Below are 13,897 nucleotides of genomic sequence, written 5' to 3'. Positions count from 1 at the left end.
TGGTGCCGGTTCCCCGCCCGCAGCCGAGCGAATCGTTGGATGTCTCACGCTAGCATGGCGCGCAGGATAATCAAATCAGCTCGGTATTCGCCTGCGGATGAAAACTTATGTTGGAGCCCTGTGCGGGTGCGAAGACGGTTACTTGTTTCGCATCAGCAGCACGAGCCAGCCGATCCCGAGGATAAAAATTATCAATCCGATCGAGACGAAGACGGGTGTGCCGAGATCGATGAGGCGGGGCGCGAGCTGCGTGGCGAAGGCCGCCACCACCAGGGCCACGGCGACCCGCGCGGCCGCGCGCTCGATGCCGCGGGTGACCTTGTCGAGGCCCTTCACCTCGATCTCGACGGTGACGCGGCCCTGCTTCAGCCGCACCAGCATCAGGTGGATCAGGGTCGGCAGCTCCGAGGCGGCGCCGTACAGGCCGACGCCCAGGGCCTCGGCCTTCTGCTTGAGGGCGGAGAGCGAGAACTGCGTCTGCATGCTCGCCCGGACCGTGGGGCCCGCGGCGGCGAACAGGTCGAAATTCGGGTCGAGGTGGCGCATCACGCCGTCGGCGGTGACCAGCCCCTTGAACAGGATGGCCAGGTCGGTCGGCATCGCGAGGTCGTTCTCGCGGGCCATGTTCATGAAGTCGGTCAGCACCAGTCCGAGATTCAGCGGGATCGACGAGTGGCTCTCCACGAAGGACTGGGCCGAGACCTGGAGGCGGGTGAGGTCCGGGTTGCTGGTGCCGGTCCAGTCGAGGAGCACGGCCATGAGGCCGTCGGCGTCCTGCTTGAGCATGGCGCCGATCAGCACGAGCAGCTGCGAGCGCCGCCGCTGCGACAGCCGCCCGATGATGCCGAAATCGATGAAGCCGATCTTGTTGCCGGGCAGGGCCAGCATGTTGCCGGGATGCGGGTCGGCGTGGAACACGCCCTCGATCAGCGCCATCTGCAGGAACGCGTCGGTTCCCTTCTGGGCGAGCAGCTTCTTGTCGATGCCCGCCGCGCGCAGGGCCGCCTCGTCGTTGGGCGGGATGCCGTGGATGAAGTCCTGCACCAGCACCCGCTCGGAGCAGTACTCCCAGTGGATCTTCGGGAAGACGATGTCGTCGCGGTCCTCGAAGATCTGGGCCAGCAGCTCGCAGTTGCGCGCCTCGTTGAGCAGGTCGAGCTCGCCGTTGAGGCCCTCCGCCAAGTGGCGCATCTGCTCCCGCGGCTGGTAGCGGGCCATGTCGGGCCACTCGTTCTCGACGATGCGGGCACCGTGCGCCATGAGGCGCAGATCCGCCTCGATGATCTTGCGCAGATTCGGCCGCAGCACCTTGACGATGACGTCCTCGCCCGAGTGCAGTCGCGCCCGGTAGACCTGGGCGATCGACGCCGAGGCGATCGGGTTGGTGTCGAACTCGGCGAACACCTCCATGGGCGAGGCGCCGAGATCGAGCTCGAGCTGCGGGCCGATCTGCTCCCACGTCACCGGCACGACCTGGCTGTGGAGCTTCTGCAGCTCCTCGGTCCAGGCCGGCGATAGGAGGTCCGGCCGGCTCGCCAGCACCTGCCCGAACTTGATGAAGGTCGGCCCGAGCGCCTCGATCGCCCGGCGCAGCCGCTCCGGCTCGGACAGGCGCGTGACGTCGACCCGGGGCTGGCGGCGCGGCAGGAGCGGCAGGTAGCGCAGGCCGAGCCGGTCCACGACGCGGGTGACGCCGAAGCCGATGAGGATCGTCGCGATCTCCGACAGCCGCTGGCGGTCGCGGGCGGCAACGAAGGCTGTCTTCAGCATGAATGGAGCGATCCGGTCGGACGGGATTGGGCGTCCGGACAGCACGAGCATAAGGACTTTTTTGCGGTCGCGAACCCCGGTCCCACCCCGCTGCTTCAACTTAAGCGGCGCAGAGCGGGGCCGGAATGCGCGCGGTCGGGGGCGTCGGCCGCCGTCAGTAGGCCGGCTCCAGCCCGCTGGTCCGGTAGGCCTCGGCCGCCTGCGGCGTCGTCAGCCCGGCGAGGAACCGGGCCGCGCCGTCCCGGTCCGCCGCGCCGCGCAGGATCGCCGCCGCGAAGGTGGTCATCTCCTGCACCGGGTCGGGGAGGGGGCCGACCACCTCGATGCCGGGCACGACCATCAGCTCGCTGATCTGCTGGACGGCGATGTCGGCCTCCCCGGAGACCAGCTTCTCGGCCGTGAAGCCCTGCGGGATGATCGTCGCCCGGGCGTTCACCGCGTCGGCGAGGCCGAGCCGCGGCAGCAGGCCGGCGAAGTAGATCCCGCTGGCGCCGGTCCGCGAGTAGGCCACCGACCGCGCCTCCACCAGGGTGCGCTTCAGCGCCTCGACGGTCGCGATGTCCGGATGCGGAGCCCCGGCCTTGACGGCGATGCCGTAGCGCGAGCGCACCACGTCGACCCGGCTCTCCGGCTCGACGCGGTCCTCGGCGACGAGCCGATCCATGGCGTCCGACAGGACGAGCACCGCGTCGGCGGTCTCGCCCTCGGCGAGGGACTTCATGATGACCGTGGTCGGCGCCCAGTGGATCGCCGTCCGGCCCCCCGCGGCCTCGAAGGCCGGGACGACGTGGGCGTCGAAGGCGCCGCGCACCACCAGGGCGCATTTGAGGCGTGTCTCGGGTCGCTCGCTCGGCATGGTGTGTCCAGTCTCTCGTCTCGGGAGGAGCGGTCGGGTGGCCGCGCCGAAGAAGCGGTCCGTCACCGCGGCGGCGCGGCGCGGGAATAGTCGATCGCCGTGAACCCGCCGCCCTGGTAGCGCTCCACCACCGGGTTGCCGCTGGTCTTCCCCTCCAGCGCCGCCGCGTGGGCATCGGCGCTGTCCTGCGGCGTCCAGCCGATGACGGCACGACCGTCCTTCCGCCACCAGGTCATGCGGCTGTTGTTCGAGGCGCCCCAGATCACCACCGAGCCCGTCGGGCCAAGGTCCGGGGCCAGGGTGGCGCGGGTGATCAGCCGGGTCAGGTCGGCGTAGGACAGCCACGTGGCGAGCATCCGCGCGTCGGTCGGCTCCGGGAAGCACGAGCCGATCCGCAGGAAGACGCTCTCGACCCCGTGCTTGTCGCGGTAGAGGCCGCCCATCAGCTCGCCGTAGGCCTTGGACAGGCCGTAATAGCCGTCGGGCGCGAGGCCGCAATCGTCGTCCAGCACCTCGGACCGCGGGTGGAAGCCAATCGCGTGGTTCGACGAGGCGAAGATCATCCGGGCGCCCTCGCGCCGGGCCGCCTCGTAGGCGTGGTAGAGGCCGCGGATGTTCGGGCCGATCACGGTCTCGAACGGGTGCTCCACCGAGATCCCCCCGAAATGGAGGATCGTGCCGCAGCCCTCCGCCAGCCGGAGGATCGCCGGCCCGTCCTCCAGGTCGGCGACCTGGAACCGCGCCCCCTCCGGCAACGGGTCGGGGAAGGGGACGCGGTCCGTGAGCCGGAGCGTCCAGCCCTGCGCGCCGAGCGCGCGGGTCAGGACGCGCCCGAGGGCGCCGGAGGCTCCGGTCAGGAGGACGGGTTTGGGCGGGACGGTCTCGGCGCTCATGGGACGCTGCTCCAGATTCCGGCGGACTTGATCGGACAGCCTCGGTCAGACGGGCTTGGCCGCGGCGAGGGGGCCGGCTTCCGCCGGGTTGCGCGGCCGCCGCACGAAGATCGCCATCGCGACGACGCCGGCCGCCGCGATCAGGGCGGCGATCACGAAGGCGCTGGCGTAGCCCCCGAGATACTGCACGGCCAGTCCCGTGGCAGTCGGCCCGATGATGCCCGAGATGTTGCTCAGGAGGTGGATGAAGCCGCTGACGCCGCCGACCCGGGCCTCGGGCACCAGCTCGTGGATCGTCGCCCAGCAGGATTGCACCGAGCTGGTCAGCATCAGCACGGCGAGCGCGATCAGCGCGACCGCCATGGCGGTGCTGGTCGCGGCGTTGACCATGATCAGGGCCACCCCCGCGATGGCGAGCGGCACGATCGTGGTGATCTTCCGCGCGGCGAGCTTGTCGCCCATGCGCGTGTAGACGAAGTCCGCCACCACGCCCCCGCCGACGTAGCCGACGAAGCCGCAGGCCCAGGGGATCGACGCCACGAGCGCCATCTCCTTCACCGGCATGTGCAGCGCGTCGGTGAGGTAGCTCGGGAGCCACGAGAGGAAGATGTAGAGGGTGTAGTTCACCGCGAACATGCCGAGCCCGAGCGACAGGGTGCTCGGCAGGAACAGGTACTCCTTCAGCGAGCGGGCATGGTCGGAGGGCGCGAGGTGCGTGACCGCCCGGCTGCGCTCCACGAGGGCGATCTCCTCCGGATGGACCCGCGGGTTGTCCTGCGGCCGGTCGGTCATCAGCATCCGCCACGCCACGACCCAGAGCAGGCCGACGGCGCCGATGGCCACGAACGCCACGCGCCAGCCGTACTGGATCGCCAGCAGGCCGACGACCGGCGCCGCGATGGCGCTGCCCACCGTCTGGCCCGAGAAGGTGAAGCCGATGGTCCGGGCGGTCTCCTCGCGGGGGAACCACGTGGTGATGGTGCGGTTCGTGGTGGAGTTCATCGGCCCCTCGGCGAAGCCGAACAGGGCGCGGACGATGAACATCTGGGCGAAGCCGGTCACCGCCCCTGTGAGCATGCACAGGACCGACCAGGAGGCCGCCGCCCAGCTGTAGACGCTGCGCGGCCCGTAGCGGTCGGCAAGCTGCCCGCCCACGAAGGCGAACAGCGCGTAACCGAAGAAGAACGTGCTGAAGATCACCCCCAGCTCCGAGGGCGACAGGTTCAGGTCCTGCTTGACGAAGGGCGCGGCGACGCCGAGCGCCGCTCGGTCCATGTAGTTGATGATACCGGCGATGAACAGCAGGAACGCGATCAGGAACCTGTAACGCTTGGCGAACATGGGCATCCTCCAGAATATTTATGATTTTCTTTTCTTGTTTGCTTGGTGCGGCCCGGCGGTCAGAGGTCACGGCTCGACCGCCGCCGGTTCCGCCTCTCTTGCCCCTTCGAGGGGCATGGTCGGGCCCGCGCGCGGCGCGGGCCTGAACGCGTCGGCGCCTCCTACAGGAACGCGATCGTGCAGGGACTGAGGCTCGGGCGCGAACCGGTCCGAGTGAGGTCTCCGCTCTCGGGATCGATGGCGAAGGCGACGAGGCAGTCGCCCTGCTCGTTGGCGACGAGCAGGTGGCCTCCGTCCGGTGCCAGGACCATGAAGCGCGGGTCGCGGCCGCCGGAGGACGTCCAGCCCGCGGGTTCGAGGCGCCCGGCCGGGTCCGCCCGGAACCGCGCGATCCCGTCCTGTCCGCGGTTCGACGCGTAGACGAATCGTCCGTCGGGCGTGACCGCGATGGCCGCGGCGGTGCTCGCGCCGAAGAAGTCCGGCGGCAGGGTCGAGACGAGGTGCAGGGGCGTCAGCGCTCCGGCGTCCGCGTCCCACCGGCAGGTGGCGACGCTCGAGTCGAGCTCGTTGACCAGGAAGGCGAGCGGCTCATGCGGGTGGAACGCGATGTGGCGCGGGCCGGCGCCGGGACGCATGGCGGTTTCCGAGACGATGGCGAGCCGCTCACCCGCGAGCTTCAGGACGAAGACGCGGTCGAGGCCCTTGTCGGGGACGATGACGTGGCGACCGTCGGGTGACAGGACCACGTGGTGCGGGTGGGCGCAGGCCTGCTCGGTCCGGTGCGGGCCCGGCTCGCCCGGTAGCGGCAGCACTTGGCACGCGGGCTCCAGGCCGCCATCGGCGCGCACCGGCATGAGGGCGACCGATCCGCTGGCGTAGTTGGCCACGATCAGGAACCGACCGCCGGGGTCGATGGCCTGATGCACGCTGTTGGTGCCGCCGGTGGCGGCGCTGCCGAGTCCACGCAGGGTGCCGTCGGGCTCCAGCGCGAAGGCGCTCGCCACCGCGCCGTCGCCCTGGACCGTGTAGAGGATCGCGCGCGCCGGGTCGGTCACCAGGAAAGACGGGTTCGTCAGGCTCTCGACCCGGCCGAGATGCGTCCAGTCGCCGAGGTCGCGACCGGTCCGATAGATGTCGATGCCCCGGCCGCGCGCCCGGCGCCGCTCGGTGGTGAAGCAGCCCACGAAGGCGAGGCCGCGGGGGGCGGGGTCGGTCATGCGGAGCATCCGGATCGGGGACGGGGCTGCGGGGGCAGCCGGCGGGATCGACGGTGCGGGGATGCCGGTCGCCCGGGCGCGGCGGCCCCGGCGCCCCGGGCGGCTGTCCCGCTGCCGCTCGCCGGCGCGCCGCGCGTGTCCGGGAAGCCGAGCACGGTCGATCCTCCCGCCATCGGCTCAGGCCCGCCGCGGGGTGCGGCGCAGGAAGTCGGGATTGAGTTCGGACAGGCGGTTAACCCCGATCAGCGCCATGTCGCGGTTGAGCTCCTCCTTGAGGATCCGCATCGCGTGCTCGACCCCCGCGGCGCCCCCGAGCGCCGCGGCGAACATGAAGGGCCGGCCGAGCAGGACGAAGTCGGCGCCCAGCGCCAGCGCCTTCATCACGTCGGTGCCCCGGCGGATGCCGCTGTCGACGATGATCTTCAGCCCGCCCTTCCGGGCGGCGATCTCCGGCAGCACGTCGAGGGGGGCGACGGCGTAGTCGAGCTGGCGGCCGCCGTGGGTCGAGAGGATCACGCCGTCGGCGCCGCACTCCCGCGCGATGTCGACGTCCTCCGGCGCCAGTAGGCCCTTCACCAGCAGGTTGCCGGACCAGCGCTTGCGGATCGCCTCCAGGTTCTTCCACGAGAGCTGGTCGCGGGCGATGGTGTTGCGCACCGCGCCCTGGGACATCATCGGCGGCCCGCGCTCGGCCTCGGTGTTCTCGAAGTGCGGGGCCCCGTGCTTGAGGAATGTCCGGGCGACGGTCCCGAGCAGCCAGCGCGGATGGGTGGCGCTCTGCCACGCCACCTTCGGCGTGACCTTGATCGGCATGGAGAAGCCGCTGCGGATGTTGTGCTCGCGGTTGCCGAGGGTCGGCGTGTCGGCGGTCACCACGAAGGTCCGGTAGCCGGTGGCCTCGACCCGGTCGAGGAGGCGGTCAATCCGGTTCTGGTCGCCCGGCAGGTAGCCCTGGAACCAGGCCTGCGGGTTCTGGGCGTGGACGTCCTCCAGCCTGATCAGCGAGGAGGCGCTCAGGCACATCGGCAGGTTCATCCGCCGGGCCGCCTCGGCGAGCACGAGGTCGCCCCGGTAGGCGATGAAGGCGGCCCCGCCCAGCGGCCCGATCCCGAACGGCGCAGCGTAGGTCTGGCCGAACAGCGTGGTGGCGGTGTCCCGCGCCGAGGTGTCCCGCATCAGGCGGGGGACGAGGGCGTAGTCGGCGTAGGCGCCGCGGCTCTGCGCCAGGGCCGAGCCGGTCTCGACCCCGCCGGCCACGTACTGGAAGATCATCGGCGGCAGGAGCTTGCGGGCGTGCCGCTCGAAATCGTCGAGGGCCAGCAGGTCGCGGAACCGGTAGGGCGTGACCGCGTCGCTGCGCTTCAGGCTGGTGACGATGGCCTGCGGGGCCGCGATGCCCGGCGCCGCGGCGTCCGCGCCGCCGACGGTCGGCGCGGCGCGCTCTGGGGCTCCCAGTCCGGAGGCCGGCCGGTCGAGCGTCGCCATCGGATCCTCCTGTGGGCCGCCCGATCGAGCGGCTCCTTGAAAGCGCTTTCAGATAGCCAGCGGCCGGGTAGGGTGTCAATATACTGCCGGTTCGGCCCGCTTCTGCTGGCCGGGCATCGCCGCGTCGCGTATCCGGGGCCGACGCGCTGCCCCGCGGGGCCGTTCGGGATGGGAGATCGATCTCAGTGCTGGACCTGCCGGAGGAGATCCTCGAGCCGCCGACGCGCAGCCCGGTGGCCCGGGACGTCGCCCGCCGCGCCGGCGTCTCGACCGCGACGGTGTCCCGGGTGCTGAACGGCTCCGCCGGCGTCCGGGCCGACAAGCGCGCGGCGGTGATGCGGGCCGCGCAGGATCTCGGCTTCGTCGCCAACGGGGCGGCCCGGGCGCTCTCGACGCGCCGCTTCATGGCGGTCGGCGCGGTCGTGCCGAACATCGAGAACGAGGCCTTCGTGCGCGTCCTGTCGAGTTTCCAGGACCGGCTGCGGCAGGCGGGCTACACCCTGGTCGCGGCCAATGCCGGCTACGACCTGGAGGACGAGCTCCGCGAGGCGACCTTCCTGCTGGAGCGCGGCGTCGACGGACTGATGCTGGTCGGCGACATCCACCACCCGGACCTCCACGCCCGGATCGCCCGCGCCGGCATCCCGATGGTGCAGACCTTCAGTCTGTCCCGCGAGCGCCCCTGCGTGGGCTTCGACAACGCTGCCTCGGCGGCCCGGGCGGCCAACTACCTGATGGATCTCGGCCATCGCCGGATCGGGGTGATCTCGGGCCTGCGCAAGGACAACGACCGCGGCGGCGCCCGGGTGACGGGCATCGCGGCGGCGCTCGCGGCCCGCGGCCTGCGGCTCGCCCCGGAGCACGACATCGAGATCTCCTACGGGATCGGCGGCGGCCGCGACGGGTTCCGCCAGATGCTGGCCGGCGGCCCGCCCCCGACCGCGATCATCTGCGGCACCGACCAGATCGCCTTCGGGGCGATGATCGAGGCGCGGGCAAGGGGGCTCTCCATTCCCGGCGACCTGTCGGTGATCGGCCACAACGATTCCGACTTCGCGCCCTTCCTCGACCCGGCGCTGACGACGATCCGCATCCACTCCGCCGAGATTGGCCACGCCGCCGGCGACCACCTGATCGCCCGGATCCAGGGGCGGCCGATGGTCCGTCTCACCGAGATCGACGCCGAGCTGATCCTGCGCGCCAGCACGGCTCCGCCGCGGCGTGCCGACGCCTGACCTGCGCTATCTTGCCACCCAGTTGAAATCGCTTACAACATGCGGACCGGCCCCGTCCGGCTCCGTAGACTCTCCGGAACACAGCATGGCTCCCCGCATCGTCCTCCTGCACGCGACGCCGGTCGCCATGGCGCCGATCCAGGCCGCCTTCGCCGAGCGCTGGCCGGAGGCCGAGACCGTCAACCTGCTCGACGACGGCCTGTCCCTCGATCGGGCGAAGGAGCCGGGCGCGATCTCGGAGACGATGATCGAGCGCTTCGTGCGGTTCGGCCGCTACGGCCACGACATGGGCGCCGACGGCATCCTGATCACCTGCTCGGCCTTCGGTCCGGCGATCGACCGGCTGATCGAGACCGTGCCGGTGCCGGTGCTCAAGCCCAACGAGGCGATGTTCCGCGCGGCGATCGCGCAGGGCGCGCGCATCGGCATGCTGGCGACCTTCGGCCCCTCGGTCGGCACGATGACGGACGAGTTCGAGGAGTTCGTCGCCGAGTCCGGGCGCCCGGCGAGCCTCCGGACGGTCCTGGTGGACGACGCGATGGCGCGGCTGCGCGCCGGCGACGCCGAGACCCACAACCGGCTGATCGCCGAGCGGGCGCCGGACCTGCGCGACTGCGACGCGATCATGCTCGCGCATTTCTCCACCTCGCGCGCGGCCGAGGCCGTGCGGAAGGCCGTCGACGTCCCGGTTCTGACCGCGCCCCACGCGGCGGTGGATCGGATGCGGGCGATGATCGAGACCGGCGGGAGCGCCTGACCCATGAAGCTCGGTGCCTACAAGGATCGTCTCAGCGGCCATTGCGGCTTCCTGTTCACGGAGCTGCCGCTGGCCGAGCGCTTCGCGGCCGCGGCCCGTGCCGGGTTCCGCGCGGTCGAGCATCCCAACCTCTTCGCGACGCCGGCCCGGGAGGTCGCGGGCTGGCTGGAGCGGGCGGGCGTGCCGCTGGTCCAGACCGGCTTCCCGGCAGGGGACGCCGCCAAGGGCGAGAAGGGCTTCGCGGCGCTGCCCGACCGGATCGATTACTTCCGCTCCACGATCGAGCCGACCCTGGACTACGTCGCGCAGCTCGGCTGCCGGATGGTCCACCCGATGGCGGGCGTCCGGCCCGCGGGAGTCGAGCGGGCGCGGCTCTGGGACACCTATCTCGACAACCTCGCCTTCGCGGCCGACGCCGCCGGCGCGCGCGGCATGACGGTGATCGTCGAGCCGATTGGTCCCGGCTCGATCGCCGACTACGCGATCGACGACCCGCTGCTGGCGGTCGAGGCGATCCGGACGATCGGCCGCGACAACGTCAAGCTGCTGTTCGACGCCTATCACTGCGTGTGCCTCGGCCACGATCCGGCGGCGCTGATCCGCGCGCACGCGCCGCTCATCGCCCATGTCCAGATCGCCGACGATCCCGGGCGGCACGAGCCGGGGACCGGCACGATCGCCTTCGACCCGATCTTCGCCGCCCTGGAGGAGGTCGGCTATTCCGGCTTCGTCGGCTGCGAGTACCATCCCGCGGCCGGCACCGAGGCGGGGCTCGGCTGGATGCGGGCGGCAGCGGCGTAGCGCCGGGGCCTCAGAACCGGGCGGCGACGCCGCCGATGATCGTGCGGGGCTGCCCCGGCGTCGCGTAGCGGTTCTGGAACGCGCGGTCGTAGAACGTCGCGTCGAACACGTTGTCGACGTTGAGGTAGATCCGCACGCCCGGCGCGATCTGGTAGTACGAGATCAGGTTGACCAGCGTGTATTGCGGCAGGTTGAAGGTCGCGAGTGCCGTCCCCGCGGCGCGTCGGCCGACGAAGTCGAGGCCGCCGCCCAGGCCGAGCCCCTTCAGGTCGCCGCTCTGGAACTCGTAGACGGTCTGGAACGCGAGGCTGTTGGCGGGCACGTTGGCGATGCGCGTGCCGACCGGCAGGGTGTTGTCGCGGGCGACGGCCGCGTCGACGCGCGTGTAGGTCCCGATCACGCGCCAGCCCGGGGCCAGGTAGCCGGCGGCGGTCAGGTCGAAGCCGCGGCTGCGCACCGTGCCGGTGGCCACGCTGAAGTTCGGGTCGACCGGATCGGTGCTGAGGACGTTGGAGCGCCGGATCTCGAACAGGGCGGCGGTGGCGTCGAGGCGCCCGTCGAGGAGGCTGACCTTCGCGCCGGCCTCGTAGCCCTCGCCCTCCTCGAACGCGAAGGGCCGGCCGCTGCGATCCGTGCCGATATTGGGCCGGAACGAGCGCGCGTAGTTGCCGTAGAGCGCGACCGTGTCGGTCAGGTCGTAGAGCAGGCCGAAGCGCGGCGTCGCCACCAGACCCTGCAGGCTGGTGATGCTCTTCGTGAGGTTGTTCGTCGAGACCAGCCCGAGGTCCTCGACCCGGACGCCCAGGAGAGCGTGGAGGCGGGGCGTGAGGTCGATCTGGTCCTGCACGTAGCCGGCGTAGCTCTCGGTCTTCTGTAGGAAGTTCGTGACCCGCGCGGTGATCGGCGGCAGCGGCTGGCCGTAGCGCGGCGCCAGCAGGTCGAGGAGGAACGGGTTCGTCGCGACGTTCGAGCGGTTGAACACCTCCCGGTAGCGGTAGCTGTCGTATTCCAGCCCGAGCAGGAGCGTGTGGCGGAACGGGCCGGTCTCGAACTTCCCCGCGAGATTCGCCTGCAGGTCGAGGTCGGACCACGTCAGGTCCCGCCATTCCAGGGTTCGCCGCTGGGTCCGGCCATCCGGCAGCAGGCCGATGGCGCCGACGCCGTAGCCCGACAGGTTCCCGCCGAGCACCTGGGCGCCGACGTTCAGCACCCAGTCCTGGTCGAACCGGTGCTCGACGCGCAGCTGGCCGAGGGCGTTGTCGACATGGGCCGGCGGCAGGCCCGGCTCGCCGATGAAGCGGCTGCGCGGCAGGGCGCGCACGTTGCCCCCCAGCGGGACGATGCCGCGGTCGAAGGTCTGCGCCGTGCTGACGAAGTCGCCCTCCAGGGTGACGGTCGTGTCCGTCGTCGGCTTCCAGGCGATGACCGGGGCGAGGGCGTAGCGGTCGCTGGTGACGAAGTCCCGGAAGCTGCCGTTGTCCTCGACGGCGCCGGTGACGCGGGCCAGCACCTGCCCGCTCTCGTCGAGGGCGCCGGTGGCGTCGAAGGTGCTCCGCTTGGCGCCGAAGCTGCCGTACTGCGTGCCGACCGTGAGGGAGCGCGCCGCCAGCGGCTGCTTGGTCACGATGTTGAAGGTGCCGCCGGGATCGCCGCGGCCGTACAGGAAGGCCGAGGGGCCCTTGAGGACCTCGATGCGCTCGATGGAGACGATGTCGGGGCTGTTGGGGTAGCCGCGGTTGATCGGGAACCCGTTGCGGTAATACTCGCCGGTCGCCACGCCGCGGATCGTGAACTCGGTCAGGCCGAGACCGCCGAAATTGTTGCCGCGGCCGACGCCCGCGAGGTCGAGGGCGCTGTCGATCCGCGTCGCCGCCGCGTCCTCCAGCACCGCCTGCGGCACCGCCACGATGGTCTGCGGCACCTCGCGGACGGGCGTGTCGGTCCGCGTGGCGCTCACCGCCCGCGTGGCCCGGTAACCGTCGACGCGGGACGTCCCGTCGCCGGTCCCCGCCACCGACAGCTCCTCCAGCTGGACTTCCTGGGAACTGTCAACGGCAAGTTGAGCCCAGCCCGGAGACGGGAGCAATACCGGAGTGAGGAAGAGGGAGATTCTGGCTGCGCGCCCGGAAACGCCGCGCGAAGCCCGCGTGCAAGACCTTGCACAGTTACGCCGTACCACGATGTCGACCATTCTGTTTCGAGTGGCGCCAGATACGGTGTGGAAACATTCACGGTCAAGCTCGATCGTCGGCGGAACATCCAGGCTAGATTTTGAATAACTATAATCTATGCGGGATCGACGGTCCGCCCACACGGGGCGCGCGAAGACCCCGTCGCCGCCCGTTCGACCGGTGAGGGAAGGGGAAGATCGCTCCGGCGCACGGGCTCTCAACACGCCGGGTCGCGGGGCATCTGCACAGACGACGCCTTTCACGTCGTCCGAGCGATCGTGACCGGTTCGCGCGCCGCCCAGACAGGGCGGAGCGGGACCTGTTCCCGGTCAGGCGCCGCCGAGCAGCCGCGCCCGGCGCTCGAGGACCGTGGGCCAGACCTCGGGATTGACGAGCCGCGGCGGCGTCTCGCCCCGGAGCAGGCCGACGATCTGCTCGGCCCCCCAGGCGGCCACGTTGCGCCGCGCCTCGTGGGTGACGCCGGCGGTGTGGTAGGTCGCCACCACGGTGTCGAGCTGCAGCAGGGCCGCGTCGAGGGACGGCGGTTCCGGCGACCAGACATCGAGGCCGGCGCCGGCGAGATGGCCGGCGGTGAGCGCGGCGGCGAGCGCCGCCTCGTCGTGGACCCCGCCCCGGGCGGTGGTGATGAACAGCGCCCCCGGCTTCATCGCCGCGAAGGACGCGGCGTCGAAGCTGCCCCGGGTGGTGTCGTCGAGGGGGCAGTGCAGGGATACGATGTCGGACTCGGCGAGCAGCCGCGCCCGGTCCACCGGCTCCGCGCCGCGGGCCCGGATCTCCGCGTCCGAGAGCAGGGGATCGTGGGCGAGGACCCGCATGTCGAAGCCGCGGGCCAGCTTGGCGACCTCCCGGCCGGTATGACCGATCCCGATGAGGCCCAGGGTCGCGCCGCCGATCTCGTGGCCCATCAGCGATTCGCGGGTGAAGCCGCGCGCGGTCCGGAGCAGGCGGTCGGAGACGCAGATCTTGCGCGAGACGGCGAGCATCAGGCCGATCGCCAGTTCCGCCACCGAGCGGGCATTGCCGCCCACTTGGTTCACCACCGCGACGCCGGCCCGGGTGCAGGCGGCGGCGTCCACCGTGTCGAAGCCCGCCCCGGCCGACGAGACCGCGAGCAGGTTGGGGCATTCGGCGAGCAGCGCGTCGGTCACGTGCCAGCGGCGCGGCAACTCGTCCCGCGCCGGCGAGACGTGGAGGACGTGGACCCGCGCCAGCAGCGCCGCGAGCGCGTCGTCCGGTCCCTGCAGGTCGCCGACCTGAAGGTCGATGTCGGGCTCGGCCCCCAGGCGCGCGTCGAAGACCGGATTGATCCAGACGTTGAATCGGCAGACGCGCTTGGGGGCCGACACCCGG

11 protein-coding genes are annotated in these 13,897 nt (G+C 71.3%); 3 read left to right on the top strand and 8 right to left on the bottom strand.

The window, feature by feature from the left end; all coding sequences use genetic code 11:
* Positions 1 to 138: 138 nt before the first annotated feature.
* The 6 genes from ACQKQD_RS22665 to ACQKQD_RS22640 form a co-directional block, all read right to left on the bottom strand.
* On the bottom strand, positions 139 to 1,770 hold the full coding sequence (locus tag ACQKQD_RS22665; protein WP_020093008.1) for an ABC1 kinase family protein: 1,632 nt from the start codon (positions 1,768 to 1,770) through the stop codon (positions 139 to 141).
* Positions 1,771 to 1,924: 154 nt separating this feature from the next.
* Positions 1,925 to 2,626, bottom strand: coding sequence for a substrate-binding domain-containing protein (locus ACQKQD_RS22660; protein ID WP_427509624.1), 702 nt, complete (start codon positions 2,624 to 2,626; stop codon positions 1,925 to 1,927).
* A 62-nt stretch (positions 2,627 to 2,688) separates the two neighbouring features.
* Positions 2,689 to 3,519, bottom strand: a complete 831-nt coding sequence (locus ACQKQD_RS22655) for an NAD-dependent epimerase/dehydratase family protein (protein ID WP_427509623.1) — start codon at positions 3,517 to 3,519, stop codon at positions 2,689 to 2,691.
* 45 nt (positions 3,520 to 3,564) lie between these two features.
* Positions 3,565 to 4,860 (bottom strand): MFS transporter, encoded by a 1,296-nt coding sequence (locus ACQKQD_RS22650; protein WP_091680479.1) that lies wholly within the window; start codon positions 4,858 to 4,860, stop codon positions 3,565 to 3,567.
* 161 nt (positions 4,861 to 5,021) lie between these two features.
* Positions 5,022 to 6,077, bottom strand: a complete 1,056-nt coding sequence (locus ACQKQD_RS22645; protein WP_427509622.1) for a lactonase family protein — start codon at positions 6,075 to 6,077, stop codon at positions 5,022 to 5,024.
* A 177-nt stretch (positions 6,078 to 6,254) separates the two neighbouring features.
* Positions 6,255 to 7,562 (bottom strand): alpha-hydroxy acid oxidase, encoded by a 1,308-nt coding sequence (locus ACQKQD_RS22640; protein WP_427509621.1) that lies wholly within the window; start codon positions 7,560 to 7,562, stop codon positions 6,255 to 6,257.
* A gap of 185 nt (positions 7,563 to 7,747) precedes the next feature.
* Here ACQKQD_RS22640 and ACQKQD_RS22635 point away from each other — a divergent pair, with 185 nt between their 5' ends.
* From ACQKQD_RS22635 to ACQKQD_RS22625, 3 genes are all read left to right on the top strand, one after another.
* Positions 7,748 to 8,797 carry a LacI family DNA-binding transcriptional regulator gene (locus ACQKQD_RS22635; protein WP_020093014.1) on the top strand — a complete coding sequence of 350 codons (1,050 nt, stop codon included), beginning with the start codon at positions 7,748 to 7,750 and terminating at the stop codon, positions 8,795 to 8,797.
* Between the two features lie 85 nt (positions 8,798 to 8,882).
* Positions 8,883 to 9,554 (top strand): aspartate/glutamate racemase family protein, encoded by a 672-nt coding sequence (locus tag ACQKQD_RS22630; protein WP_427509620.1) that lies wholly within the window; start codon positions 8,883 to 8,885, stop codon positions 9,552 to 9,554.
* A gap of 3 nt (positions 9,555 to 9,557) precedes the next feature.
* A complete protein-coding gene (locus ACQKQD_RS22625) occupies positions 9,558 to 10,355 on the top strand; it encodes a hydroxypyruvate isomerase family protein (protein WP_427509619.1) in 798 nt (265 codons plus the stop codon).
* A 10-nt stretch (positions 10,356 to 10,365) separates the two neighbouring features.
* On the opposite strand, the gene ACQKQD_RS22620 is transcribed toward ACQKQD_RS22625, so the two are convergent.
* The gene (locus ACQKQD_RS22620) at positions 10,366 to 12,369 is read right to left on the bottom strand and encodes a TonB-dependent siderophore receptor (RefSeq protein WP_091927182.1); all 2,004 of its coding nucleotides are present in this window, start codon (positions 12,367 to 12,369) and stop codon (positions 10,366 to 10,368) included.
* Between the two features lie 486 nt (positions 12,370 to 12,855).
* Positions 12,856 to 13,893 (bottom strand): hydroxyacid dehydrogenase, encoded by a 1,038-nt coding sequence (locus ACQKQD_RS22615; protein ID WP_091927181.1) that lies wholly within the window; start codon positions 13,891 to 13,893, stop codon positions 12,856 to 12,858.
* Positions 13,894 to 13,897: the final 4 nt, after the last annotated feature.

It is taken from the genome of Methylobacterium sp. NPDC080182 (genome assembly GCF_050281105.1).
GTDB lineage: Bacteria > Pseudomonadota > Alphaproteobacteria > Rhizobiales > Beijerinckiaceae > Methylobacterium.
The sequence above is the reverse complement of the archived record's forward strand: the minus strand, read 5'-3'. Positions and strand labels throughout refer to the sequence as shown.